General features: G+C 45.0%; 22 protein-coding genes. 17 read left to right on the plus strand and 5 right to left on the minus strand.

All coding sequences use genetic code 11. The features are described from left to right. Nucleotides 1-80 precede the first annotated feature (80 nt). Nucleotides 81-392, plus strand: a complete 312-nt coding sequence (locus tag MKZ16_RS13100; protein WP_036686118.1) for a DUF1292 domain-containing protein — start codon at nt 81-83, stop codon at nt 390-392. A 129-nt stretch (nt 393-521) separates the two neighbouring features. Here the strand turns inward: MKZ16_RS13100 and MKZ16_RS13105 are convergent, their stop codons facing one another. Further along, complete coding sequence (locus tag MKZ16_RS13105; RefSeq protein ID WP_036686120.1) at nt 522-1,997, minus strand: aminotransferase class I/II-fold pyridoxal phosphate-dependent enzyme; 1,476 nt, start codon at nt 1,995-1,997, stop codon at nt 522-524. A gap of 97 nt (nt 1,998-2,094) precedes the next feature. On the opposite strand from MKZ16_RS13105, the gene MKZ16_RS13110 reads away from it, so the two are divergent. The 4 genes from MKZ16_RS13110 to MKZ16_RS13125 all read left to right on the plus strand — a co-directional run bounded on the left by MKZ16_RS13110 (nt 2,095) and on the right by MKZ16_RS13125 (nt 6,732). Next, a complete protein-coding gene (locus MKZ16_RS13110; protein ID WP_036686122.1) occupies nt 2,095-3,384 on the plus strand; it encodes an MFS transporter in 1,290 nt (429 codons plus the stop codon). A 381-nt stretch (nt 3,385-3,765) separates the two neighbouring features. Further along, nucleotides 3,766-4,362 (plus strand): hypothetical protein, encoded by a 597-nt coding sequence (locus MKZ16_RS13115; RefSeq protein WP_036686566.1) that lies wholly within the window; start codon nt 3,766-3,768, stop codon nt 4,360-4,362. 261 nt (nt 4,363-4,623) lie between these two features. Then, nucleotides 4,624-6,039, plus strand: a complete 1,416-nt coding sequence (gene gndA, locus MKZ16_RS13120) for an NADP-dependent phosphogluconate dehydrogenase (RefSeq protein ID WP_076104782.1) — start codon at nt 4,624-4,626, stop codon at nt 6,037-6,039. 144 nt (nt 6,040-6,183) lie between these two features. Further along, the gene (locus tag MKZ16_RS13125; RefSeq protein ID WP_235219530.1) at nt 6,184-6,732 is read left to right on the plus strand and encodes a shikimate kinase; all 549 of its coding nucleotides are present in this window, start codon (nt 6,184-6,186) and stop codon (nt 6,730-6,732) included. A gap of 4 nt (nt 6,733-6,736) precedes the next feature. Here the strand turns inward: MKZ16_RS13125 and MKZ16_RS13130 are convergent, their stop codons facing one another. Continuing rightward, nucleotides 6,737-7,042 (minus strand): rhodanese-like domain-containing protein, encoded by a 306-nt coding sequence (locus MKZ16_RS13130; protein ID WP_038570249.1) that lies wholly within the window; start codon nt 7,040-7,042, stop codon nt 6,737-6,739. Nucleotides 7,043-7,152: 110 nt separating this feature from the next. Here MKZ16_RS13130 and aroA point away from each other — a divergent pair, with 110 nt between their 5' ends. The 8 genes from aroA (at nt 7,153) to MKZ16_RS13170 (ending at nt 16,651) form a co-directional block, all read left to right on the plus strand. After that, nucleotides 7,153-8,445 (plus strand): 3-phosphoshikimate 1-carboxyvinyltransferase, encoded by a 1,293-nt coding sequence (gene aroA, locus MKZ16_RS13135; protein ID WP_036686127.1) that lies wholly within the window; start codon nt 7,153-7,155, stop codon nt 8,443-8,445. 75 nt (nt 8,446-8,520) lie between these two features. Beyond that, nucleotides 8,521-8,955, plus strand: a complete 435-nt coding sequence (locus MKZ16_RS13140; RefSeq protein WP_076104783.1) for a CoA-binding protein — start codon at nt 8,521-8,523, stop codon at nt 8,953-8,955. Between the two features lie 474 nt (nt 8,956-9,429). Next, nucleotides 9,430-10,098, plus strand: a complete 669-nt coding sequence (locus MKZ16_RS13145) for a hypothetical protein (protein WP_076104784.1) — start codon at nt 9,430-9,432, stop codon at nt 10,096-10,098. Nucleotides 10,099-10,360: 262 nt separating this feature from the next. After that, on the plus strand, nt 10,361-10,492 hold the full coding sequence (locus MKZ16_RS13150) for a hypothetical protein (protein ID WP_339815793.1): 132 nt from the start codon (nt 10,361-10,363) through the stop codon (nt 10,490-10,492). A 409-nt stretch (nt 10,493-10,901) separates the two neighbouring features. Next, nucleotides 10,902-12,788 carry a glucose PTS transporter subunit IIA gene (locus MKZ16_RS13155; protein ID WP_036686132.1) on the plus strand — a complete coding sequence of 629 codons (1,887 nt, stop codon included), beginning with the start codon at nt 10,902-10,904 and terminating at the stop codon, nt 12,786-12,788. Continuing rightward, complete coding sequence (ptsP, locus tag MKZ16_RS13160; protein ID WP_076099558.1) at nt 12,785-14,554, plus strand: phosphoenolpyruvate--protein phosphotransferase; 1,770 nt, start codon at nt 12,785-12,787, stop codon at nt 14,552-14,554. The genes MKZ16_RS13155 and ptsP overlap by 4 nt, the downstream gene beginning before the upstream one ends. Before the next feature lie 179 nt (nt 14,555-14,733). After that, nucleotides 14,734-15,264 (plus strand): sigma-70 family RNA polymerase sigma factor, encoded by a 531-nt coding sequence (locus MKZ16_RS13165; protein WP_094902125.1) that lies wholly within the window; start codon nt 14,734-14,736, stop codon nt 15,262-15,264. After that, nucleotides 15,257-16,651, plus strand: a complete 1,395-nt coding sequence (locus tag MKZ16_RS13170) for a DUF4179 domain-containing protein (protein WP_076104786.1) — start codon at nt 15,257-15,259, stop codon at nt 16,649-16,651. The genes MKZ16_RS13165 and MKZ16_RS13170 overlap by 8 nt, the downstream gene beginning before the upstream one ends. A gap of 93 nt (nt 16,652-16,744) precedes the next feature. Here the strand turns inward: MKZ16_RS13170 and MKZ16_RS13175 are convergent, their stop codons facing one another. Continuing rightward, nucleotides 16,745-17,269 carry a type 1 glutamine amidotransferase domain-containing protein gene (locus MKZ16_RS13175; protein ID WP_038570273.1) on the minus strand — a complete coding sequence of 175 codons (525 nt, stop codon included), beginning with the start codon at nt 17,267-17,269 and terminating at the stop codon, nt 16,745-16,747. Between the two features lie 209 nt (nt 17,270-17,478). Between MKZ16_RS13175 and MKZ16_RS13180 the strand changes: the two genes are divergently transcribed. The 3 genes from MKZ16_RS13180 to MKZ16_RS13190 all read left to right on the plus strand — a co-directional run bounded on the left by MKZ16_RS13180 (nt 17,479) and on the right by MKZ16_RS13190 (nt 19,994). Beyond that, the gene (locus tag MKZ16_RS13180) at nt 17,479-17,943 is read left to right on the plus strand and encodes a hypothetical protein (protein WP_076099561.1); all 465 of its coding nucleotides are present in this window, start codon (nt 17,479-17,481) and stop codon (nt 17,941-17,943) included. Nucleotides 17,944-18,195: 252 nt separating this feature from the next. After that, on the plus strand, nt 18,196-19,206 hold the full coding sequence (ccpA, locus tag MKZ16_RS13185) for a catabolite control protein A (RefSeq protein ID WP_036686140.1): 1,011 nt from the start codon (nt 18,196-18,198) through the stop codon (nt 19,204-19,206). Nucleotides 19,207-19,298: 92 nt separating this feature from the next. Beyond that, nucleotides 19,299-19,994: a 5'-methylthioadenosine/adenosylhomocysteine nucleosidase gene (locus MKZ16_RS13190; protein WP_036686141.1), complete on the plus strand. Its 696-nt coding sequence runs from the start codon at nt 19,299-19,301 to the stop codon at nt 19,992-19,994. Between the two features lie 3 nt (nt 19,995-19,997). On the opposite strand, the gene MKZ16_RS13195 is transcribed toward MKZ16_RS13190, so the two are convergent. After that, complete coding sequence (locus MKZ16_RS13195; RefSeq protein ID WP_036686143.1) at nt 19,998-20,630, minus strand: GNAT family N-acetyltransferase; 633 nt, start codon at nt 20,628-20,630, stop codon at nt 19,998-20,000. A 159-nt stretch (nt 20,631-20,789) separates the two neighbouring features. Between MKZ16_RS13195 and acsA the strand changes: the two genes are divergently transcribed. Further along, nucleotides 20,790-22,514 (plus strand): acetate--CoA ligase, encoded by a 1,725-nt coding sequence (gene acsA / locus MKZ16_RS13200; protein WP_036686145.1) that lies wholly within the window; start codon nt 20,790-20,792, stop codon nt 22,512-22,514. Nucleotides 22,515-22,597: 83 nt separating this feature from the next. On the opposite strand, the gene MKZ16_RS13205 is transcribed toward acsA, so the two are convergent. After that, the gene (locus MKZ16_RS13205; RefSeq protein WP_076104787.1) at nt 22,598-25,510 is read right to left on the minus strand and encodes a transglycosylase domain-containing protein; all 2,913 of its coding nucleotides are present in this window, start codon (nt 25,508-25,510) and stop codon (nt 22,598-22,600) included. Nucleotides 25,511-25,560 lie beyond the last annotated feature (50 nt).

The following is a 25,560-nucleotide window of genomic DNA, read 5'->3' on the forward strand; positions in this document are numbered from 1 at the left end:
GTGTTCTAAATTGACCTGAACTAATCTAACGTGGTACGATACCAGATGTAGGATAATACAATTCAAAGTGAGGTATTACAATGAGCGATCACAAACATGAGCATGGTGAAGCATGCGGTTGCGGGCATGATCACGACCATGAGCACGAGGAGTTTGTGCTGACCTTGACGAACGAGCAGGGCGAAGATGTGGAAATGGTGCTTGTAGAAACGTTCGACATAGGCGAGAAATTATATGCTCTGTTGTTAGAGCGCGAGAATCCAGAAGCAGACGGCATTATTCTGCGTATGGAAGAAGAAGACGAAGAAATGGTATTGTATAATATCGAAGATGAAGAAGAATGGAAAGCTGTTGAAGAAGCTTACAACAATCTGCTTGCTCAGCAAGAATAGATTCTAGCGACTAAACTTAAGCTGTTCTATGTGAATGGGACAGTTGATGCTTATATACAGAAACCCGATACTCATTATGGTATCGGGTTTTTGTATAAATGATTGAAGTTTTTTAGGAAAAGATGGATCTTAGGATATAGGATCGGCTTCAACAATCACCTTAACATTAGTGATGCTGCGGTCCTCAGGACCTTTAACCGGCAGACCGATTTCGACGTGGTCGATAATGTAGTCGATATTATCCTGAGTAATGACTTCGCCAGGGAGGAGAATCGGTATCCCCGGTGGATATACATAGATAAACTCTGCAATGATGTACCCGGCAGATTCGCGGAACGGAACTAACTGAGTGTCAGCATAAAAAGCATCTCTTGGAATCAAAGCAAGCTGCGGGATTTCTGGAACCTGAACCTTCAGTTCATAGATTTCACCCTTGCTATAATGGATGGCGGACAACACCCGCAAAGCAGCTAATAATTTATCTACTGATTCTTGAGTATCACCTGGGGTAATAAGGCAAAGAATATTATACATGTCACTCAGTTCAACTTCGATGTTGTATTTCTCACGCAGCCAGTTTTCGGTTTCGTAACCTGTGATCCCTAAATGGCGAACATGAATGTTAAGTTTGGTTGGATCTAGATCGAAAGTTGCTTCAGTTCCAAGTATTTCTTTACCAAAACTGTACAAGCCTTCGATAGTGTTAATGGTCTCGCGTGCGTAGTTGGACAATTGGATCGTTCTTTCCGCCATTTCATGTCCGTTCAGCGCGAGATTACGTCTAGATGTATCGAGAGACGCCAATAAAATATATGAGGTTGATGTTGTTGTCAGCATGCTCATAATGGTCTGCACCCGTTGTGGGTTAATCAGCCCAGTCTTCGCATTTAGATTCAGTACCGAGCTTTGCGTCATGGAACCACCAAGCTTATGCACACTAGTGGCAGCTATGTCCGCACCGGCCTGCATGGCCGATACCGGCAGATCCTCATGAAAATGAATCAGTACTCCATGTGCCTCGTCCACCAGTACGGGTACCCCGTAACGGTGAGCCAGGTCGACAATCGAACGCAGGTCGGCACATACGCCGAAGTACGTTGGATTGATAACTAGAACTCCTTTAGCGTCTGGATGACGCTTTAACGCTCGTTCCAGCGCACTGGTGGTTATGCCGTGATCTATCCCGAGATTCTCATCCTGTACAGGCGAGACGAACACAGGCTTGGCTCCGGAGAAGATAATGGCCGACATTACGGATTTATGAATGTTACGCGGCACAATTATTTTTTCACCCGGTGAGCAGACAGAGAGGATCATCGTCATGATGGCATTGCTCGTGCCCTGTACGCTAAAATACGTATAGTCGGCGCCGAAAGCCTTCGCAGCCAGCTTTTGAGCCTCCTGGATTACGCCAGTTGGCTGATGTAGATCATCAAGCGGTGCGATGTTGATTAGATCTATGGATAGAGCGTTATCGCCGATAAACTCACGGAATTCGGCATCGGTTCCTAGCCCCTTCTTATGCCCGGGAATATGAAATTGAACTGGATTGCCGGCGGCATGCTTTTTTAGAGCTGTGAAGAGGGGAGTACGGTGTTGATTCATTTAATGCTGTCACAACCTTTCGCGAATAGTTAATTTTTAAGGCAAGCATCAGTATAACAAAACAATCTTCAGAATACTAGGATTTGGATGTGATAGAATGTCCACGAAAGCTGAACAACGGATGAATATTAGTTTAGCATCACCATTTATTGTGGAGATGTGGGTAATTATTTTTTTAGTTGAATTTGTTAAAGGTTCGCTGCTTGTTGCCTTGTTGCCAGTGTATATGGAGAATATACTGGGCCTGTCGGTGACAGTAGTGGGATTCGCTTTTGCCCTACAGTATTTGGGGGACAACGTCTTCCGCAGCCCTTCAGGCTGGGTTATGGAGCGCATAGGGTTCCGCTGGACGATGACAGGTGCATTGTTGCTGATTCTAGTAGCCATTGGCTTGATAATCTATGCCAAAACGGCCGTTGCGTTATCCATCGCCTGTCTCATTCTTGGGATCGGGACATCTCCGCTTTGGCCATGTGTGATGACCGGAATTACCGAACTCGCCGGATCAACCAAAAGCGGCAGCAGTGGTGCGGCCATGGGCGCTGTTGAGATGGCCTCTCTCGCAGGAACAGGAATCGGTCCAATTGTTGTGAATTTTTTAATGGATCAGGGTGGACAGAGTTATCATGTGGCTTTTCTGGTCTTGTTAGGTTGTGCTGCCGCTGTAGTTGTAGTAGCCCTTTTCTTACCTAAACGAATCTCTTCCAGCGGGTCTCATGCTGTCGTGAGGGACATGCATGGACTTGGCGGAGCAATGGATCGTAAAAAGCTTAGTCCGATAGAAAGTATAAAAAGAACGCTGCATCAGGTGAGAACTACCCTGAAAGTCAGCAGATGGCTGTACCCGGCGTTGTTCCTACAAGCCTTCGCCATTGGCTTGATGACGCCTGTAGTTACCTTGTTTGCACGTACAGAGCTGCATGTTAGTCCCAATCAATTCAGTTTGCTCCTCATTGCAGGGGGAGGGATTACAGTTCTTGCACTTATTCCCGCAGGCAAGCTGGTGGACCGCATAGGGACAACGGTGTTTCTGAATATAGGTTTTTTGTTAGCTGCCTTTTCACTGGCCTTTTTCTCTCAGGTTCGCTGGCTGCCACTTGCCTTTATCGCGGTGGCACTGGTCGGTATAAGCTACGCGCTTATCCTCCCGGCATGGAATGCCTTTCTGGCTAAGCAAGTACCTAAGGGAGAACGAGGGACGGTCTGGGGGTTGTTCCTGACACTCCAAGGATCAGGAATGGTAGCGGGGCCAGTATTGTCAGGAAGATTATGGGATCATGTAGGACATGGTGTCCCATTCCTGGCAAGTGCCATTGTAATGCTGCTGCTCTTCGGGCTGCATCTGCTTATTGTGCATAGAACGAAACAGAAATTTAAGACTAGCTGAGGAAAATAAAGAGCCGCTGATAACCGAAGAATGATCCGGTATATCAGCGGTTTTTTTAGAAAATTAGAAGGACATAAGATATAACGGAAGTAAGTTTCGAAGGTCTTCTGTATGACACTGTGCAGCTGAAGGACTAGAACGTCTATGCTCCAAAAGGACTAAAAGGCATTAAAATTCTCGCTCAGCGTTTGGAGAAAGGCTGTTGCGGGTAAAAATAGTCAATAAACCAAGTTACCGCTACATAAACTGAAGTATAAAATAAGATTAAGACGAACGCAAAAAGGAAGTTAACTCAAGAAGAGGTCCGGCAGCCATGATTACTCTGGAATTGAACTAATGAAGGCTGGCTTTACAGATGTGAAGCTGTTAGGGGGGAGTGCCGTGAACAAAAACGACGAGGTGGAATATTGTAACCTGGAACTGCGGTTCGACAGACAGCATATCCAGGACCTGATCAAGGATTTGATTCAAGAAGGTTATTCCCTATATTGGAGCGAGAATGAACAGGTCTTTGTGATTTCGGTCCGTACGGGTCGTAAGTTAGTGAAATTGCGGTTTCAAAGGATTAAAGACGGCTATAAGCTTGTGGGCGATTATATGATCCGTGATGCTCGCTTGTCAGAGTGGATGGAGAAATTAATTGGGGATATGCGCGGGCATGCTATCGTTAAGCGTTTCCGGGATCGGCAGATTATTATTGAAAATATTCTGTTTGGCGAAGTGATTCGCCTGGTTGAAATTTCTGGTTATCAGCAGCGTGTGTTATATCAGAAGGGACCTATGCTCACAGATGAGGAGCTGACAAGACTCTTTTATTCTATTGAAGGGGAAGAACGGGTTCGCCAGCGGAGAATTGAAGTGGATGAACAGTTGGATCGGTTAAATGATGCATTAAAGGCTGGAGATACGGTTCGCGCGGACAAATGTCGAGCTGAGCTTGCCTTTTTGACCAAGGAATTGTTTATGTTAGAATGGTAAGCAAGTGCCGGGCAAATGTTCTTTCAAGGCACCCTGTTCCTCGGGGTGTCTTATATTTGTATTGGAACTTGCAGACAGGGGTTCACTTCTGACGTTAAAAACGTTAAAATAGTCATTGTGATCATTTCTTGGTCTGAATTTGTCAATGAAATTGATCTCTATTCGCAGGGCAGGCTTTGCTGTCTCTGATAAAGGGTGGTATTCTTATACTGCGAGAAATGAATTTCACAAAAATATAGGGTGCAAAGGGTGGAGGACCAGATGGCAAAACAACAAATCGGCGTTATTGGCTTGGCGGTAATGGGCAAGAATTTGGCTCTAAATATCGAAAGCAAAGGTTTTTCCGTATCCGTATTCAACCGCTCCCCGGAGAAGACACATGATCTTCTTGCTGAAGCGGAAGGTAAAAACCTCGTAGGCACATTTTCTGTTGAGGAATTTGTAGCTTCGCTGGAAACACCGCGCAAAATTCTGATCATGGTTCAAGCTGGTAAAGCTACTGATGCTACCATCGAGCAACTGCTGCCGCATCTTGATCAAGGCGACATCATTATCGACGGAGGGAATGCTTACTTCCCTGATACAGTTCGTCGCAGTAAAGAGCTGGAAGAAAAAGGTTTCCGCTTTATCGGTACTGGAGTTTCCGGTGGTGAAGAAGGTGCTCTTAAAGGTCCTTCGATTATGCCAGGTGGTCAAGAAAGTGCGTATAAACTTGTAGAGCCTATCCTAACGGCAATCTCAGCCAAAGTGGACGGAGAGCCTTGCTGTACATATATCGGACCTGACGGTGCAGGACACTATGTTAAAATGGTGCACAACGGTATCGAATATGGTGATATGCAATTGATCTGTGAAGCTTATCAGTTGTTGAAAGATGTTCTAGGTCTGGATGCAAAAGAACTTCACAATATTTTCAAAGAGTGGAACAGCGGCGAGCTCGACAGCTACCTGATCGAGATCACTACTGATATCTTTGCTCAATATGACGAAGAAACCGGCAAACCTATGGTTGACGTTATCCTTGATTCCGCTGGCCAAAAGGGTACTGGTAAATGGACAAGCCAAAGCTCACTAGATCTTGGTGTACCTCTGTCCATGATTACCGAATCCGTATTCTCCCGCTTCCTGTCTGCTATGAAGGATGAGCGCGTAGAAGCAAGCAAAGTGCTTAACGGACCAGAAGCAATAACATTTGAAGGCGACAAAGCCGAATTCATCGAGAACGTGCGTAAAGCATTGTTCGCGAGCAAAATCGTATCCTACGCGCAAGGTTTCGCTCAACTTCGCGTAGCTTCCGACGAATATGGTTGGGATCTGAAATATGGCGAGCTGGCTAAAATCTGGCGCGGCGGCTGCATTATCCGTTCCCGTTTCCTACAAAACATCACAGATGCTTATGAGAACAATGCAGAGCTTAAGAATCTGCTTCTTGATCCTTTCTTCAAGAATGTTATGGACAATTACCAATCTGCATGGCGTAAAGTCATTGCTTCTGCGGTAACTTTGGGTGTTCCAGTCCCTGGATTCTCCAGCGCATTGGCTTACTATGACAGCTACCGTACAGAACGTTTGCCTGCTAACTTGCTTCAGGCTCAACGTGATTACTTTGGCGCTCACACCTTCAAACGCGTGGACAAAGAAGGCGTCTTCCACCACAACTGGATGGCAGCAGAATAATCTAATTGACTGAATGACAAGCGGCCCGGACGGCTTCACCAGAAATGGGGAGCCTTTCGGGTCTTTTTTTACTGGAAGAAGCGGATTGTCTAATGTTTTGACCCTGTGTTATGATATGACAAATATCGCGGTTGGAGGATAGTCATGGCTGGGGATACAGAAGAACTAAAAACGATGAGTCAGGAAGATAAGAACAAAAACATTATTTTAGTAGGGATGATGGCGACTGGTAAGTCAACTGTTGGTGCTATTTTGGCCGAGGAGCTGGGCTATGAGCTGGTTGATTTGGATCATGTCATTATTGAGACTGAAGGCAGAAGCATTGCAGAAATCTTCGCAGAAGATGGTGAGGAATACTTTCGAAGCGTAGAAACTGCGGTTCTAAAGCAAATGCTAGAGTCTGAGAATAAATTAATATCCACTGGTGGTGGCGCGGTATTGGCGCCGGGGAATACAGCCTTAATGCTGAGTAAAGGGCATGTGGTTGCGCTAACGGCAACTGAGGAAGAGATTATTGCACGTGTTAGCGGGGATGAGAATCGTCCGCTGCTCGCCGGCAATGCAGAAGAACGGGTCAGACGAATCATGGAAGATCGCCAGGATGCATACCTATTCGCGCATTACACGGTCGATACAACGGGACTGACTGCGGCAGAAGTGTCGCAACATATTTTAATGCATTACCGCGGTTGAGCTTTTAAGAGAGTGTCTCATTCCATTCAATCATACCGCCGCTAAGGTTCGCAGCGTTATAACCAAACTGCTGTAGATATTCGCAGACACGTTGGCTGCGGGCACCGGAACGGCAAATGAAGATCACTTTGGCGTCGCTTGGAATATCCTCAGTACGGTGTGGAATTTCTCCCATAGGGATATGTTGTGCACCTGGAATCATCCCAGAGGCCACCTCTTCGTCTTCGCGAACATCGATGAGTACAAGGTCTTCACCTGTCTCTATACACTGCCGTAATTCTTGCGGTGTGATTTGTGGTACATTATGCATGGGTTTGACCTCTTTTCATCAGAAGAATGGTTTAATGATAACACAAGAACAGAATACCCTGTCAAACGAGCATTACATACCCACTACATCTACTAAGGAGAGTTTATATTATGGACGTTATTGTTAGGCCAACGCCATCTCTACAAGGAGAATTTGGAGCCCTCTCTTCCAAAAACTATACGACACGTTATCTGCTGGTTGCGGCATTGTCTGAAGGAGTAAGTACGATTTATCATCCTGCACATAGTGAGGATAGCGACGCGATCCGTCGCTGCATAGCAGATTTGGGTGCTGTGCTTACAGAGGATGAGGAAAAGATTGTGATTCAAGGCTTCGGACGTCATCCAAAAGACGTTAAAGAACTTAATGTAGGAAATGCCGGAGCGGTGCTGCGTTTTCTTATGGCTGTGGCCGCGTTAAGTCCTGAGGTTACTTTTGTAAATACGTATCCAGACTCATTGGGCAAACGTCCGCATGACGACTTGATTGTGGCGCTGGAACAGCTAGGTGTTCAGGTGGAGCATAATGAAGGGAAATTGCCAATCACGATCCGTGGGGGTAAACCGGTTGGAGGCAGAATTACTGTCTCTGGTGCAGTAAGCTCCCAGTTCTTAAGTGCTCTATTATTCCTGACACCATTGCTTGAAGAAGATAGTGAAATTATTGTCCTCGATGATTTGAAATCGAAGGTTGTCGTGGGCCAGACCTTGGAAGTGTTGGAGCAGGCAGGTATTGTGGTGCACGCTGCGGATGATTACATGTCCTTTAAAGTTCCAGGTCGTCAAGCTTATGCAGCTAAGTCATATACTGTTCAAGGTGACTACCCAGGCTCTGCGGCAATCCTTGCGGCGGCTGCCGTTACAAAGTCGGATGTGAAAATCCACCGTCTTGCAGAACAAAGTAAACAAGGTGAAAGAGCCATTGTTGATGTGCTGCGGATGATGGAAGTTCCTCTTACTCATGAAGAGGGCACAGTACATGTCCAAGGGAACGGTATCCTAAAAGCTGTTGAATTTGATGGAGATGCTGCAACCGATGCGGTATTGGCCATGGTGGCTGCCGCAGTATTTGCAGAAGGCACCTCCCGATTCTACAATGTTGAGAATTTGCGTTATAAGGAATGCGATCGCATTACCGATTACTTAGCAGAATTAACCCGTGCCGGAGCTAAGGTAGAAGAACGCCGCGATGAGATTATTGTTCACGGCATGCCTGAAGGTGTCGAAGGCGGAGTCACCATTAATGCGCATTATGATCACCGCGTAATTATGGCACTATCCGTAGTGGGCTTGCGTGCGCGTAAACCTCTTTTGATTAAGGATGCACATCATGTGGCAAAATCTTATCCGCAATATTTTGATCACTTGCGTGCGCTTGGTGCGAATGTGGAGTGGGTACAATAGGAATAAGGGAGCTAGCGTATCTAGCTTCAGTTAAACAAGGATCAGTAAGTGTAACTATGGAAAGGGGCACTACTTATGAGCTTTGAGAATCCAAGTCGGGAGCAGATCGGAGATATCCTTGCTTCCGCAGGTAACATTGCTGTTGTCGGCTTGTCAGACAAAACAGACCGTACCTCTTATATGGTCGCGGGCGCCATGCAAAGCCGGGGATATCGGATCATTCCCGTTAACCCAACGGTGGATGGTGAGATCCTGGGAGAAAAGTGTTATCACACTTTAGCAGAAATTCCGGAGCCAGTGGACATCGTCAATGTATTCCGTCGAAGCGAACACTGCGCAAAGGTCGCGCAGGAGGCTGCTGACATTGGCGCACGTGTGCTGTGGCTCCAGCAGGGTATAGTTAGCGCAGAAGCCGCTGAAATCGCCGCTGAGCACGGTATGATCGCCATTATGGACCGCTGCATCAAGGTCGAAGAAGCGATCACAATGCATGGGCGTAGCCGGCAGTAGGGTTGGTCATATACTGTTGAACTGAACACTGAGTTAAGTGTGTGGTGATTACAGTTATCGTTGACCAACGGACGTAACAAGGAACTGACGAATAACGAACTAGCTGGTGAAGAATGAACTAGCTGATGAAGAACGAGCTAGCTGGCGAAGAACGGACTAACTGGTGAAGAACGAACTAGCTGGTGAAGAACGAACTAGCTGGTGAAGAACGGACTAACTGGTGAAGAACGAACTAGCTGTTATGAATGAGCAAAAGTGCAATAAACTAACTAGGTTTAAATTTATGACGCTGAGGTTATAGCAAACTTAGATGATGGAGATCAGCCAAAGTAAGAGGTATTGTGTAACAAAAGGTGCGATTTTTAATGTAACTCGCCTGTTGAGCTAGTTATAATGAGATTAGACGAAGAACGTCCTTTAACCGCTTTTTGCGGTGAAGGGCGTTTTTTTATTTTGTAGGGGAGGCTATAGGTTATGGAGTTTGAAGAAGCGCATGGTTTGTTTATCGACCAACATATGAAATCAAGAACAGGTGAAAGAAGAGGGAGGCTGGTTAGAGGCAATAATTTTGCGGAAAAGCTATTTTTGCAGAATGTATGGTGGCCTATGTTTGAGTCCCTAGACGATTTGCATCCAGAATACGAAGTATATGACTGGAATCGCAAATCACAATTTTTGGACTTTGCTTTTCTTCCGCAGACGGGCAGCAGCTTTGGGATCGAGTGTGATGGATATCAAAGCCATGTGAAAGATATGGACCGCGAGAAATTCAACTATTCAGTAAATCGGGACACTTTTTTGACTGGGATGGGCTGGAGGATGATTCATTTTTCTTTTGATGATATCCAGCAACGTCCCGAGGTCTGCCGGATGCTGTTACAACTGGTGCTGGCGCCTTACTTGGCGCGTAAATCTGCTAGCGTAGCTATTTTATCTGAGGAAAAAGAGGTTCTGCGTTTCGCTTGGCGTCTAGGTAAACCGGTTCGTCCAAAGGATGTGGCCACGCATTTCTGCATTAATTTCCGTACGGCGCGTCGATTGCTGCAATCATTAAGTGAGAAGGGGTTGCTGAAGCCGGTTAATCAGGGAGAAAGAATTCGGTATTATGAGGTGAAGGCTCTCAGACCAGATCAAATGTGGTAAGAGGATCTTTAGAGTCTGCGCAAGGGAATAATTGCACTTTGTACAACTAAATCGCCGAAATAGTTATCTAAATGCGAAATAGTTGTACTTTGTACACTTAAAACGCATCAAAGATTAGGTTAAGTGGGAAATCACTAAAAATAGTTGTATGAAGTGCAGTTAAAAAGGTGCTTAGAGTAACGTCGATATGAATAGTTGCACAAAGTACACTTAAACTCAGGTGGAATTCCTAACTGTGAGTTTAGGGTGTTGGAGATAGCTAATGGGGGGAGAAAAGTTCGATGTTATGAAGCGAATGCTCTGGGATCAGATCAGTTCAGACCAGACTAGACCAGACCAGACCAGACCAGACCAGATCAAATCCAATCCAATCCAATCCAATCAGGTATGCTAGGGACATCTATGGGATAGCTGCGCAAGGGAATAATTGCACTTTATACAGCTAAATCGCCGAAATAACTATCTAAATGCGAAATAGTTGTACTTTGTACACTTAAAACGCATCAACGATTAGGTTAAGTGGAAAATCTCTAAAAATAGTTGTATAAAGTGCAGTTAAAAAGGTGCTCAGAGTAACATCGATAGGAATAGTTGCACAAAGTACACTTAAACTCGATTCTGACTCTGTAATATTAATAGTCCCACGTAAATACCAGCCGTTCTATGGATTCTAATGAATAAATGTTTAGTGGAAAGTGAGAATATTTGTTTTAAAAATGTAACGTGAAGATCTCATGAGTTTCTTTTGACAAAAATCCCCGCAGCGCTTACCATTCAATATAGAAAGAAAGGAGAGGGTAGCCTTGAATTGGCTCGGATCATTGCAGCAATTGGGCAGAGCCATAATGCTTCCTACCATGGTACTGCCGGCGGCAGCCATTTTGCTGAGTTTGGGCAGCTTACCTTGGTCTGCATGGGGACTTTCTTCGGTGTCTGAAGTGGCTACTTACGCGGGGCAGGCAATATTTTATTATATGCCTTATTTGTTCGCTGTAGGTGTAGCATGGGGGTTATCCAATCAAGCCGGAACGGCGGGTCTTGCAGCGCTGGCTGGGATGTTCACTTACGACCGAATTGTCACCCAAATGGGAGACGGGCTTGTACAACCTGCAACACTAATCGGAATTTTGCTGGGGATCGTTGCCGGTGTCGCGCAAAACCGGTTTAAAAATATTAAGCTTCCAGAGGCGATCCAGTTTTTTGGAGGGTCGCGTTTTGTTTTGCTGTTCATGGGCTTATTTTCTGCCGGGTTCGCGTGGGTAATGTTAGGAATATCTCCGCTGCTGCAGATTGGGCTGGATAATCTTTTTCAGGGAATATTGCAGACGGGCGGGTTTGGCGTTTTTATCTATGGGGTCCTATATAGGGTTCTGACCGCTTTTGGACTACATCATATTCTTAATAATGTGTTTTGGTTTCAATTTGGGAATTTTACGACTCCTGATGGTAGTGCTGTGGTTCAGGGGGATTTGCCGCGTTTTTTTGCAGGCGATCCTACGGCGGGGATTTTTATGGCGGGGTTGTTTCCGATTATGATGTTTGCGCTGCCTGCCATTGCTTTTGCAATTATTCAGGAAGCGCGCGAGGATTTGAAGCCCAAGATTAAAAAGACTTTTGTGCGTGCGGCGTTGGTTTGTTTTCTGACCGGGGTTTCGGAGCAGATCGAATTTGCATTTTTATTTGCTTCTCCGTATTTGTTCGCGGTACATACTGTAATGTCCGGTCTCGCAATGGTACTGACCTACATGCTGGGAATCCATCACGGGTTCTCCTATTCGGCTGGAGCCATTGATTTCTTCTTGAACATGCATTTGTCACAGAGGGCTTGGCTGCTGATTCCGATTGGTATCGGCTATGGGATTGTATACTATAATTTATTCCGCTGGGCGATTCGCCGTTTTCAGATCCCGACACCGGGGCGTGAAGAAGGTTCAGAGCTTGGGGATTGGGCCGGCAATATCCCTTATCAGGCACCGCTAATCTTAGAGGCGCTTGGGGGCAAGGAGAATATTGTACAAGTGCAGTCCTGTATCACCCGTCTGCGGCTTACGGTTCATAATGACCGATATATAGATACTGGAGCGCTTAAAGGTTTGGGTTCCGCAGGGATTATCAAGCTGGGCGGCGGAAATGTCCAGGTAGTATTTGGCACGTATTCTGAACTGATCCGCGAGGAGATTAACAAGCTTATGCTTCGTGATTTGCCGCAGGTGCTGTTCAGTTCGCCAATGCAGGGCAGAATGATGCCTATCGAGGAAGTGCCTGATCACATTTTTGCAGCTAAGCTAGTGGGCGATGGGGTTGCATTTTTGCCGGAAAAAGGGGAACTTACTTCACCCGTATTCGGGAAAGTTATGCACGTCTATCCTACAATGCATGCCGTGGGTATTTCGACGCCGGAAGGGCTGGAAGTACTCATGCATATAGGGATCGACACTTCACAGCTCAAGGGACCCTTTGAGGCGGTTGTAAAAGAAGGCGACAGCGTGGAGCCAGGTCAATTGCTTGTTAAATTCGACCTCGCTTATTTGCGTGAACATGCGGCCTCATTGGCTACACCGATGGTGATCACGAATCCTGATCGGGTCAAATCATGGAGCTATGCTCCATTTAAAAATGTTAAAAAGGGGCAATCATCAGTAATGTCCGTAGTCTTACACGAAAGTAACGTTGGAGGGATTGAAGGATGATACAAGGCATAGGCGCAGCAGCAGGTGTAGCTATCGGGAAGGCCTTTGTCTTGCCGAACTGGGAATGGAGCTTACCGGATACACAAGTGAACCCAGTGGATCTAGCTAAGGAGTTTGAGCGTTTATACGAAGGTATCCGTACCTCTAAGGACGAGATTGAATTCATCAAAAAAGAGTTCAGAGAAGTGGTAGGTCCGGAGGAATCGAGTATTTTTGATGCTCATCTGGCGATCTTAGATGATCCTGTGTTCATGAGTGAAATCCGCGGGATCATTGAACGCCAGTACAAAGCGGCAGAAGTAGCTGTGAAAGAAGCGATTGATCATTTTGTAGCGATGTTTGATCTGCTAGACGATGAGTACATGAAGGAGCGGGCGGTTGATATCAAGGATGTCGGAAACCGTCTTTTAAAACATCTTTTAGGCGCTCCAGAGGTTACGTTACCATCGGATACACAGCCATATATTCTTGTTGCGAAGGAGTTGTCTCCTTCCCAGCTAGCTCACTTGAATCCAACTTATGTTCTAGGTATTGTCACCATGATGGGCGGTAAAACCTCACATTCCTCCATTATGGCTCGTGCGCTAGGCATTCCGCTTGTAGCGGGCTTGGAGAATAATCTGTCTAATCCTATTCAGACCGGGGACATGCTTGTGATCGACGGCGATACCGGATCTGTACAAATCCATCCAGATGAACTTACGATAAATGAATATGTAGCGATTCGGGATAAACAGCATAAAAAGAAAGAGCAGCTGGAACTGCTCGCCACCGTGGAGGCTGTCACCAAGGATGGTGTGAACCTGCGACTTGCCGGCAATATCAGTTCAGTTAAAGAACTCAACATAGCACTTAAGTATGGTGCTGAAGGTGTAGGCCTGTTCCGTACAGAGTTTCTTTATATGGACCGCAGATCTTTCCCAACTGAGGATGAACAATTTGAAGTGTATAAACAGGTTGTCGAGAAGGTGGGCAATAACACTGTAGTGATTCGTACGCTGGATATTGGCGGGGACAAGCAGTTGGATTATATCCAGCTGCCTGAAGAACAGAATCCTTTCCTTGGTTATCGGGCGATTCGCATCAGCTTGGATCGATTGGATATGTTCAAAACCCAGCTAAGTGCCATTTTGCGGGCAAGTGCATACGGGAATGTAAAGTTAATGTTTCCGATGATTTCTTCCGTAGAGGAAGTGCAGGCGGCAAAAGCTGTTTTAGAAGAAGTGAAAGCTGAGCTGGAGCAACGAGATATCCCTTTTAACCGGACTCTTCCTGTGGGTATTATGATTGAAGTTCCGGCGGCGGTTATGATTGCGGATTTATTGGCTGAGGAAGTTGACTTTTTCAGTATCGGCACTAATGATTTGGTTCAATATGTGTTAGCGGTAGACCGTATGAATGAACAAATTGCTCATATGTATCATCCGTACCATCCAGCGGTTCTGCGAATGATCCGTATGACGGTAGAAGCGGCACGTAATGCCAAGATTGATATCAGTGTATGTGGTGAAATGGCGGCGGATGAGCGTTCTTTGCCTCTTTGGCTGGAGCTGGGAATTAGAGATCTCAGCATGTCGCCGCAGGCGCTGCTGAAGGTTAAACACCGCACACTGAACACATTGGCCAAGGATGCCAAAAGAATTGCCAAAGCGTGTTTCCATCATCGTACAAGCTCAGAGACGGAAGAAATGTTAACTGCGTTTGCGCAAAAAAGTGGCCTTACGCTTGGATCAAGCGGAGAACTACAGGAGAAAGCCTCATCCTAAAGTTACTGTAACTTTTATTCAATTCATATCAAGGTTCGGCATTCTTGCCGAGCCTTTTTCTATATTTATGACATACTTTTAAAAAAACAAAACCGTTTACCCTGCAGCGCAGTCAATACATAGAGAGAGTTACACAGAACCGATTTAGGAATAAAGGCAAGGGGGGAGGCAGGCCGAAAATGGATCACATTATAAATGATGAAATGGAAATGGCCGCTACGGACGAAGAGCTGTTTTATGAGCAAGTGGCTGGACAGAAAAGAAAACTTTATAGCATTGCCTACAGCTATTTGCGAAATGAAGCGGATTCGCTGGAGGTTTTGCAGGAGGCAACCTGCCGCGCATGGATTAAACGAAAGAGCTTAAAAGACGCGGAGCGGTTCGCTCCTTGGTTAACACGTATTTTGATTAATTGCTGTAATGATGAGCTGAAGCGCCGAAAGAGGAACACAGTCGCAGAAGCTGCTCGAAGTGATGAGGGAATCATGGAGATGAAAAGTGACCGCAGACTGGACATGGAACAAGCGCTGGATGGAGTGAAACCCAAATATCGCCAAGTGCTGGTGCTCAAATATTACAAGGATATGACCCTTGCCGAAATTGCAGAGGTGCTGGATAAACCAGAGGGTACAGTGAAGACATGGCTGAATAAAGGATTAAAACAACTGCGTGACAAAATGAAGCGGAAGGGGGAGCTGTTTTATGGCTGAGTCTGAAGAGAAGCTGCTTAAAGATTATTTTCAGAAAATCGATGCGGAGGCAGAAGAACTTCTGGATGTAAAACTGGACACCGCGATCCGCAGGGGGATGCAGCAAGGGAACCGTACACGTTTGTCTTTTAGTAAAAGGTACGCTGTTGTTGTATTGGTGGTCTTGGCATTCGCCTTACTTATAATTGTGCCTTGGGCAAATCAGATGATAAATCCCGTACGTGCACAATTACCTCCAAAAAGCTGGGGCCAGCTTGAAGTGTTTAGACCCGTTATTGCTAATAATCTGACGATTAAATCAGCACTTGATGCAGGGATGATGAAGGAGGTAAGTATCTCTTCTTCTGAGGTGGATGGGATAACATGGACTGTTAACGGAATCATTGCAGATCGAAGAGGCATTGCAGTGCTTTATACAATCCAGAATAATACGGATCAGAAGATGCGTCTTTTTGGCTTGTCTTTGAAAAAGACTCCAGAGGATAAATACCACCTTAGTGGATACAGCGGGTTTAGCACTTCTAATGCACAAGAGGTTGGGTCCCCTGGGACGACTCGTATGTATGAGCAAATCGTCTGGGATAAATATCAGGATGAGATACCAGAGGAGTTGAATATCACATTATCGCTTTTTCCAGATGCTCTTAGTCAAGTTTTTAATAACAAGGATATAAAAGAAATGGGTGTCAAAATTCCACTGGAAGCCGATAACAATTATTTTCAAGGAGAACTTGTTGATTTGAAGGATAGTCTGTCTATCGGTGGACAGAAAATTATAATGGACCAGGTTTATATTGGACCTACGGGTATTTATATGCGGGAAACCTTTGGCAGAGAGAATACAATGAGGATTTTTAGTTTGCTTTCACCTAAGCTTGTCCTCGGAAAAGGGGGTCATCAAGAGGAACTAATGCGGGCAAGTGGATCGAATATTTACCACAATGACAATATGAGACCTAATGATCCAATCAAACTTGAAGTTGAAGGAATCTCTGCTCTAGATCAATCAGAGGTCGAGCTTGTGATTAACACGGAAACGCAGCAAATTTTAAAGGCACCGGATAACTCTCTCTCGATTTCCAAACGGACCGCGGACGAAGAGCAGGGGATTATAGTATTGGATTTATTGATTCCCAAAAAAGTTGAGGAGTTGCATGAAGCAACCGATTTTGGGATAGACGATAATTTTGTGGATAGCGCTGGAAGCGGACATTGGCTTGTACATGATAATTACTCCGGATATAGAGAGTATAGAGAGGATGCTAAAGGAACTACAATAACTTATCTTCTTAACGTGGGTAAAGAAAAGCTGCCTCAACCTTTGACCTTTAGGTTTACAAATTATCCAAATATGATCATGGAGACGGATTCTATGCGGATCAGGTAATAATTTGGAATTTTAAACGCCTCAAATCAAAAGCCCTGCTCCTCAAATTGTGAGAAACAGGGCTTGTTTGATTTTAAACTATATACCTATTGTTTATTCCCCAGCAAGTGCATCGCAAAAGGCTTTGCCGTATGGCGGAAGATCTGGCGGGCGGCGAGCGGAAATGATATGTCCATCCGTAACTACAGCCTCATCCTTCCAGATGGCTCCGGCATTCTCCATGTCATCACGGATGCCCGGCGTGGAGGTGACGGTTACACCTTCCAGAATTTTAGCAGAAATTAATACCCAGCCTGCATGGCAGATCTGCCCAATTGGTTTTTTAGCCGCATTAAAATCCTGTACGAGCTTTAGAACGGCACTGTATCTACGGATTTTATCAGGAGCCCAGCCGCCTGGAACCAAAATCCCATCATAATCTGCGGCATTAAGCTCGTCCCAGGAGTATTCTGCTTTAGCAGGTACGCCATATTTACCGATGTACGTCTTATTTTTTTCCAGACCTGCCAAGTGAACCTCGGCACCTTCTTCTCTCACCCGATACACGGGATACCAGAGCTCCAAATCTTCAAATTCATCGTCTACGAGTGCTATGACCTTTTTACCGGCTAGTCTCATTTAGTTAAGCTCCTTTCTATTCCCATGATTCTTTCATTATTCTATCAAATTTAAAATATGAAGTCATCTTTAGGGATGTAAATTATAGACAAATTGCCAATTTAATCATTATATGCAATAAAGGAGGGTTTTAATCGAGTGGAGTCGAATATAGAAGTTGAAAAAGTCAAACTTTGTGCTTTATTAATTTTGTGCAAGAGGTGTAGAAGATGTATAAAGATAATTTGATGGAGAAGTTGTGCAGTTGTGGTGGCCTCATGAACTTACATATGCATTCTTTGATTTTTAATACGAAGATGAAGATTACGCATGTTCCTGTCTATACCTGCCCAGAATGCGCTAGTTATGAACCTTTGCAGTTTATTAAAGCAGATCTAGGCAAATTAGTAAAAGAACTCAGTGGAGATGATCCGGGAAAAGATTTTTTGTTTACGGAGAGAAATGAATTGGCCAGTGTATTAAAAGAATCCTTGTCAGAAACTATAATAGGGGGAATATTAGAACTAGAGGCGATAATCCGAGAGAGGATTCAGACCCGAGTCGATATGCTTCTCGATATCTATCGTTTAGCTGAGAAGCTGTCAGACCAACACTGGATGGAAGAAACTAGTCGAAGATTGTCTCAATTAACCTTCCAAATGACTGAAAATGAAGATTATAAAAAAATTGTGTGAAAATAATGAAAATTTTTCACGGAATGTTGGATTTTTCACTCACTTTTTGTTACGATAGATAGAAGTTACATTATTGATGCTCTTGGACAGGTTAACCAGCACTGGTCACAATTTTAATCCAGGGTGACGTTTTCAGCCTTGAAAGAAATTTTGAAAGGAAAATGAAGCGTTATCATTGCACAAATGTACAAAGTGTCGTATCATATTTTTAATTAGTCGAACGATAAAATTTATCGCAATGGAGAGAGTAATTTGACGGTAACCATTTACGATGTAGCTCGAGAAGCAGGCGTATCTATGGCTACGGTATCACGGGTTGTGAATAATAACCCTAACGTGAAACCGCAGACCCGGAAGAAAGTTTTTGAAGCGATTGAACGTTTGGGATATCGTCCCAATGCCGTGGCAAGAGGTCTTGCCAGTAAGAAAACGACAACCGTTGGGGTTGTCATCCCTGATATTTCAAACTCGATTTTTGCAGAAATTGCACGCGGGATTGAAGATATCGCGAACATGTATCATTACAATATCATATTGTGTAACGCGGATAAGCGTAAAGAGAAAGAAATTCGTGTCATTAATACCCTTTTGGAGAAACAGGTCGATGGTCTGCTCTTCATGGGGGGTACAGTAACTGACGAACATATTCAAGCTTTCCAGACTTCTGCAGTTCCGATTGTTCTATGTGCTACACGGGATGAGAAGGGAACTTATCCTTCCGTTGACATCGATCATGAAACCGCTGCTTTTGATGCTGTGAACACATTGATTCGTCACGGTCATCGTGAGATTGCTATGATCAGTGGCACACTGCAGGATCCTGCAAATGGATATGCACGTTTCCATGGTTACAAGAAAGCACTGGAACAGGCAGGAATCGAGTACCAAGAGGATTTGGTACGCATCGGTAACTACCGCTATGAATCTGGTGTAGAAGCAATGAAGTATTTCCTTGGACTCAAGAAGAAACCAACCGCTATTTTTGCGGCAACGGATGAAATGGCTATTGGCGCCATTCACAGTATTCAAGATGAAGGTCTGAAGGTACCGGATGATTTCTCCATCATTAGTGTGGATAACATTCGTATGGCTTCGATGGTTCGTCCTTTGCTGACAACTGTAGCTCAGCCTATGTACGATTTGGGCGCGGTTGCGATGAGACTTTTGACCAAGCTTATGAAGAAAGAAACCGTTGAGAATCCGCGGGTTATCCTGCCTCATGAAACGATTCTCCGCTTGTCGGTTAATCATCTGAATAAGTAATTTAAGAACTGAACAGTTATTCCGTAAAAAGCTCCTTATGGAGCTTTTTATGTTTTTATTTATTAAACAAATCATCAAAGGAGGCATTTGCTGTGAGTGAAATCATCGGATTAATCGGAGCGATGGATGAAGAAATTAAGCTGCTTCTAGAAGGCATGGAGGACAAGCGGACAAAAGTTAAAGCAGGTATACAATATTACATAGGAAATATATTAGGCAAATCCGTAGTGCTCTGTAAATCTGGGGTGGGTAAAGTAAATGCAGCAGTTACGACTCAGCTTCTAATTGATAATTTTGGCGTATCCCGTGTGCTGTTTACGGGGGTTGCTGGTGCTGTACATCCTGAATTGAATATTGGAGATATTGTTATATCGTCTACATGTGTACAACATGACATGGATGCTACGGGGCTTGGGTTCGCAAGAGGCGAAATTCCTTATCAGGAGACTTCCGTCTTCCAGGCAGACCCTGCGTTAGTACAGCTTGCTGAGAAGGCATGCAATGAGTTAGGTCAAAAGTACTTGATAGGCAAAGTGTTATCTGGTGATCAATTCATTTCTAATGCGGAGATGGTAGCTGAATTAAGAGAGCAAATGGATGGAGCTTGTGTGGAAATGGAAGGGGCGGCGGTTGCCCAAGTCTGTCATATGAACGCCACGCCCTTTGTCATCATTCGCTCGATGTCAGATAAGTCTGATGGATCAGCTGAGGTGAATTTCAGAGAATTTACAGTACAATCTTCACAACGCTCGCATTCCATATTAGAATTTATGCTGCAGCATATTTAATGCTCAATACATGAAACGTTGTCTAAAACGTACTCTGTCAAAGGTCTCCTGAGAGGACATGGGCACCTCTTGTCCAATGCGAACCATTAGGCAGTTAGCGGGATGTGAACAGATTTCCGGATCATCCGTAGCATACCAAACCATATTAACGGTCTTCATCAGGCGTTCCATCATTTGGCGATAGGCCCACACGTCCAGCCCACTGCCTTTTAAATCCCAGTGCCAATAATACTCTGTTGTAAAAACAATACAATTCTCTAATTGCTCCCGTTCAAAAGCAGTAGAAATCAGCAGCCGGCCTAGTCCGGCCCCTCTATAATCATTACTCACCTCTATCGCTCCAAGCTCAATAAGATCCTCCATCCCACCCTGTGACCATAACTCCATTTCATCTGGATAATGGAAGGTCACATAGCCCACTATGACATCATTCTCTACCGCAGTAATCACACGGCCTTCTGGCAAGCTGGCGATCTCTACGAGCGCCTCTTGCTGCTCTAATGGCCTGCGAAAAGCATCTAGATCCTGATGCATATGCAGGGCTTCAAGGTCCTCAGGAGATCGGGGTCCGCTCACAGTTATCGTTCTACCCATATAGGAGAGAGTATGGGAAATAGGGATTTTGCGATGCTCCATGATAGTGCTCCTTTCAGATCAAAAAAATGGTATGTAAACGCTTGCTATGGTATACTAATTCAGACATAAAAAATTCACATTCACTGCATTGACATCATTATTTAAAACATGAGTCTTACCCTTAAAGCTTAAATCAAACGAGTGAGGGAGGCAAGAGTGATGGGTCAAGTCCATAGCGAAATTTTGCCGGGTCGTGTGCAGAGCTCCAATATGTCTGATTATGCGGAGGCAGTAGCCAATTTTGAGTGGGAGGATGTTGAACGTAATTTCTCATGGTATGAAACCGGCAAGGTTAATATGGCCTATGAAGCCGTTGATCGCCATGTTGATGAAGGGCGGGGAGCGGCAACGGCCCTACTCTACAGTGACACTGTACGGGAAGAATCCTATACATTTACCGATCTGCAGGAACGGTCGAATCGGTTCGGAAATGTATTGCGTAAATATGGCATCGGTAAAGGAGATAGGGTATTTATTTTTATGCCTCGCCAACCGGAACTGTATTTCAGTCTGCTAGGTATTCTCAAAATCGGAGCCATAGCAGGACCCTTGTTCGAAGCCTTCATGGAAACAGCAGTTAAGGATCGTTTGGAGGATAGTGGAGCCGTTGCGCTGGTAACTACGCCTGAATTGCTGCATCGGGTCAAGCGAGAAGAGCTTCCGGAGCTTCGTCATATTTTTCTAGTAGGTGGAGCAACAGATATTGAGCAAGGAAACTTAGGATTCGCAGAAGAGATGGCTAACGTTTCAGCTGATCTTAATTTAGAATGGCTTGATTTGGACGATGGCCTTATTATGCATTATACATCTGGTTCTACAGGAAAGCCCAAAGGCGTTTATCATGTGCATAGAGCAATGATTCAACATTATTATACAGGCAGAGTAGTGCTAGATCTACGTCAAGACGATATATACTGGTGTACGGCAGATCCTGGCTGGGTGACCGGAACTTCATATGGGATATTTGCCCCTTGGTTAAACGGGGTAACGAATGTAGTCAGAGGCGGCCGCTTTAGTCCTCAGGATTGGTATAAGACAATCGAACGGAATAAGGTATCTGTATGGTACAGCGCACCTACAGCTTTTCGTATGTTGATGGGTGCAGGGGAGCACTCTTTACAGGGGATTGATTTAAGCAGTTTGCGCCATGTTCTATCGGTTGGTGAACCGTTAAATCCGGAAGTGGTGCGTTGGGGAGATAAATTTTACAATCAGCGTATACATGATACTTGGTGGATGACTGAAACAGGGGCACAATTGATTTGTAATTATCCGGCAATGGATATCAAACCAGGCTCAATGGGCCGTCCGTTACCGGGGATTGAAGCAGCGATTCTGGATGATCGGGGAAATGTTCTTCCGCCGTTCTCTATGGGGAATCTTGCGATAAAAACTCCGTGGCCGTCCATGATGAAAACGATCTGGAACAATCAGACGAAGTATGAGGAATATTTCCGGATTCCTGGCTGGTACATTTCTGGCGATTCCGCTTATATGGATGACGAAGGATATTTCTGGTTTCAGGGACGAATTGATGATGTTATCAACTCTTCTGGTGAGCGTATTGGGCCATTTGAAGTGGAGAGCAAATTAGTGGAACATCCGGCAGTGGCAGAAGCGGGTGTAATCGGCAAACCGGATCTTGTGCGGGGTGAGATTATTAAGGCTTTTATCTCGCTTAGAGAAGGTTATACTCCAACTGCTGCTCTGAAAGAGGAGATCGCCGCTTTTGTCAAAGCAGGCCTGTCTGCACATGCTGCGCCGCGAGAAATCGAGTTTAAGGATAAACTACCGAAGACACGATCAGGTAAAATCATGCGGCGTGTACTGAAGGCATGGGAGCTGCATCTTCCGACAGGAGATCTATCCACGATTGAGGATTAGAATGAATTGTAAAAAAACACCGTTCCCGGATGAATCCATGGGAACGGTGTTTTGCTCTGTAAAGTTATTTATTAATCTTTGGGCTAACGTGTCCCTGCATTATTACCTGCTGTGGGATTATTACTGCCCCCAGTACTGTTACCTCCACCGGCTGGTGTTTCCGTCGGTAGCGGGAGAATGTTACCTGGATCCTCAATAAAGTCTCCTGGTGTCGTCTCAGGCTCTGTAGGCGGCTCTGTGCCAGGTTGTTGATCAGGTGTAGGAGTTGCTTCTGGTGTTGGTGTAATCCCTCCAGCAACGCTGCCAGAAGCCGTCTCATTACCTGCAACATCCACGGCGGTTACATAGAAGGTTGCATTAGCACTTGCCGGTGTACCCGGCGTGAATACCTTGTTCTCATCTGCCATGAGTATAGATTGCTTCTGGAAAGAACCTCCATTTAATGAACGATATAAGCGGTATCCCACAACATCTGCCGAGCTGCTAGCGGAGAAGCTGATGACCGCTTTACCAGTGCTATAAGAGACGTTAACATTTCCAGGAGCAGCAGGGGAAGCCCCGTCGTCCACTCGTGGATCAACTTCTGTTGGGAAATCCGTCTTGGCATCGGCTGGCATATAATACTCCAGTGATTTATGATCCTTCATCTTAGGGAAGGCAGCCAGGAGTTCTTTGACGAGTTCCTGTATCGGCTTCTCACGTTTAACGACGATTTTTTCCTTTAGGAACTCCTCTGGAGTACCTTCCAACGGGATATAATTGACGCCTTTGTAAGTAATATACTTGGCTTTGGAAATCCCGTCGTCGCTCTCTTTTGGCACATATTTTGTATTAAATATATCCGTTGTGAATTTATCAGTCAGAGATGTTGGCAGTTTGCCGCTATATGCTGAAACTGTCTTTTTGATAATTCCTTCAGGCTGTGCAAATTTGTCTGTGACGAATAGTTCCGGCTGCTTATCAATGACAGCATTCAATACTTTTGCCCATAATGTTTGGGCTTGACGTTTTTGTGTATCTCCCGTAAGGGTGTTGATTTGCTCTTTGTAACCGACCCACATTCCCAATGTGACATCAGGAGTGTAGCCCATAAACCATACGTCCCCATAATTCTGGGTAGATCCAGTCTTACCGACAATCGGAATTTCTTTAGAGTGTTTGTATGCTCTTTTTACGGTGCTGGCTGTACCCTCTGTAATTACAGTTCGCAGCATATCTGTCATTAGGTAAGCTGTTTGCTTAGAGAATACTTGCTCAGGATTAACCTTGTGCTGATAGATAATTTTGCCCTCTGAATTGACGATTTTCTCAATCATGTAGGCATCATTAAAGGCTCCCTGGTTGCCGATAGCGGAATAGGCATTGGTTAACTCTTCTACGGATACACCGTATTTGAGACCGCCTATAACCCCAGTCTGCGCGCTGTAATCATCATCTGTGAGGGTGGTGATCCCCAGTTTTTTAGTAAAGGCCCAAGATTTCTCTATTCCGACCTTTTCATTAAACAGCTTAAGCGCAGGCAAGTTGAGCGATTTGTTAAGTGCGTAACGGGCAGTGACCAGACCTTGATAGCGGTTATTGGCATTCTTGGGAATATGGAATCCTTTTCCGCCGTCTTTTAGGATAATTGGCGCGTCATCCACAATCCCGGCAGGCTGAATCAGCCCTGCATCTAAGGCTGGTAAATAAGCTGAAATTGGCTTCATAGTTGATCCGGGCTGACGGATCATTTGGGTAGCATAATTCATCTGCTCAATATTGAAGTCGCGGCCCTCAATCATGCCGAGAATGGCTCCCGTTTTGTTATCAATTAACATGCCAGCCGTCTGTTCCATACCTTTGGTTTTGCTGTCTTTAGTAAAATTATTGCTGTCTTCTGAGACACTATGCATTGCATTGTAAACTTTTTTATCAATGGTTGTGTAGACTCGATAACCGCCGGTCATGAGCTGCTGTCTTGCTTCTTCAAGTAACACGGCATTGTCAGTAGTGCTATTGGCATCCGTTGTGCCATTTTTCTCTTCATTCAATGATAGAAGGATCTCGGATGCTTTACGCTCAGTCTCCATCATCAGGTATGGATATGTAGCATAGGCTTTTTTGGTATGTGGCGCCAGAGAACTCTTGATATCAAATTTAAGGGCTTCATCATATTGAGAGGTAGTGATCTTATTCTCCTCAAGCATACGACGAAGTACAAGATGTTGACGGTCCATAGCTCTGTTGAAAGCTTTTTCGTTGAATTCACCTATGCCATTAAATGCAGAATAAGCAGAAGGGAGCTGCGGAAGACCAGCCAAATAAGCTGCTTGAGCGACATTCAATTTGTCCAGATCGTCTAGACCGAATATCCCCTTGGCTGCTGCTTTAATCCCGAAAACATTGTAGCCATTCGAACCATTGCCGAAAGGAACCTTATTCAGATAAGCCGTTAATATTTCTTGCTTGGTCAAGAAGCGTTCCAATCTAAGAGAAAGTAGAATTTCTTTTACTTTACGATCTTCTGTCCGATCCAGATTCAGGAATACACGTCTTGCGAGCTGCTGGGTGAGTGTACTGCCTCCGGTCTGAACGGATTCATTGAGAAGCTTTTGTTTGACGGCACGCAAGGTGCCTTTGAAATCCACGCCATTATGCTCATTAAAATTATTGTCCTCTATTGCGAGAACTGCATCGATAATAAGCTGGGGGATATCGTTGAATTCAATGAGCCTTCGGTCTTCTTCTGTCCGAAGCTGGCCGATCGGTGCGCCGTCTCGGAAATAAGCGAATCCGGTGATCGCATTTTGACTGACCTGCTGCTGAATCATTTCTTCGGAGCGAACAGGTTCATCCTTCACAATGGAAGCGACATAGCCTGCTACAGCACCACCGGCAAATAGAACGCCTATTATTCCAAGAATAAACATCCACTTAACTACAGAACCGAACCTGCTTAGGGCGGATCTGCGGGGTGAAGGCTTCTTAGCTTTTTTTTTCTTGTTCTCTTGAGCCATCGACGATAATTCCTCCTTTTAACGGAATTATTATAGCATAAATTGGCGTT

The sequence above is a fragment of the Paenibacillus sp. FSL R5-0928 genome, assembly GCF_037970385.1.
Classification (GTDB): Bacteria; Bacillota; Bacilli; order Paenibacillales; family Paenibacillaceae; genus Paenibacillus_AQ; species Paenibacillus_AQ odorifer.

Bases quoted from the DNA above. Each gene is read 5' to 3' on its own strand.
- MKZ16_RS13150 (WP_339815793.1), top strand. From the start codon at position 10,361: ATGGGGGGAGAAAAGTTCGATGTTATGAAGCGAATGCTCTGGGATCAG.
- MKZ16_RS13180 (WP_076099561.1), top strand. From the start codon at position 17,479: ATGTATAAAGATAATTTGATGGAGAAGTTGTGCAGTTGTGGTGGCCTC.
- MKZ16_RS13125 (WP_235219530.1), top strand. From the start codon at position 6,184: ATGGCTGGGGATACAGAAGAACTAAAAACGATGAGTCAGGAAGATAAG.
- MKZ16_RS13175 (WP_038570273.1), bottom strand. From the start codon at position 17,269: ATGAGACTAGCCGGTAAAAAGGTCATAGCACTCGTAGACGATGAATTT.
- ptsP (WP_076099558.1), top strand. From the start codon at position 12,785: ATGATACAAGGCATAGGCGCAGCAGCAGGTGTAGCTATCGGGAAGGCC.
- MKZ16_RS13105 (WP_036686120.1), bottom strand. From the start codon at position 1,997: ATGAATCAACACCGTACTCCCCTCTTCACAGCTCTAAAAAAGCATGCC.
- MKZ16_RS13130 (WP_038570249.1), bottom strand. From the start codon at position 7,042: ATGCATAATGTACCACAAATCACACCGCAAGAATTACGGCAGTGTATA.
- gndA (WP_076104782.1), top strand. From the start codon at position 4,624: ATGGCAAAACAACAAATCGGCGTTATTGGCTTGGCGGTAATGGGCAAG.
- MKZ16_RS13165 (WP_094902125.1), top strand. From the start codon at position 14,734: ATGGATCACATTATAAATGATGAAATGGAAATGGCCGCTACGGACGAA.
- MKZ16_RS13100 (WP_036686118.1), top strand. From the start codon at position 81: ATGAGCGATCACAAACATGAGCATGGTGAAGCATGCGGTTGCGGGCAT.
- MKZ16_RS13145 (WP_076104784.1), top strand. From the start codon at position 9,430: ATGGAGTTTGAAGAAGCGCATGGTTTGTTTATCGACCAACATATGAAA.
- MKZ16_RS13205 (WP_076104787.1), bottom strand. From the start codon at position 25,510: ATGGCTCAAGAGAACAAGAAAAAAAAAGCTAAGAAGCCTTCACCCCGC.
- acsA (WP_036686145.1), top strand. From the start codon at position 20,790: ATGGGTCAAGTCCATAGCGAAATTTTGCCGGGTCGTGTGCAGAGCTCC.
- MKZ16_RS13140 (WP_076104783.1), top strand. From the start codon at position 8,521: ATGAGCTTTGAGAATCCAAGTCGGGAGCAGATCGGAGATATCCTTGCT.
- aroA (WP_036686127.1), top strand. From the start codon at position 7,153: ATGGACGTTATTGTTAGGCCAACGCCATCTCTACAAGGAGAATTTGGA.
- MKZ16_RS13110 (WP_036686122.1), top strand. From the start codon at position 2,095: ATGTCCACGAAAGCTGAACAACGGATGAATATTAGTTTAGCATCACCA.
- MKZ16_RS13195 (WP_036686143.1), bottom strand. From the start codon at position 20,630: ATGGAGCATCGCAAAATCCCTATTTCCCATACTCTCTCCTATATGGGT.
- MKZ16_RS13170 (WP_076104786.1), top strand. From the start codon at position 15,257: ATGGCTGAGTCTGAAGAGAAGCTGCTTAAAGATTATTTTCAGAAAATC.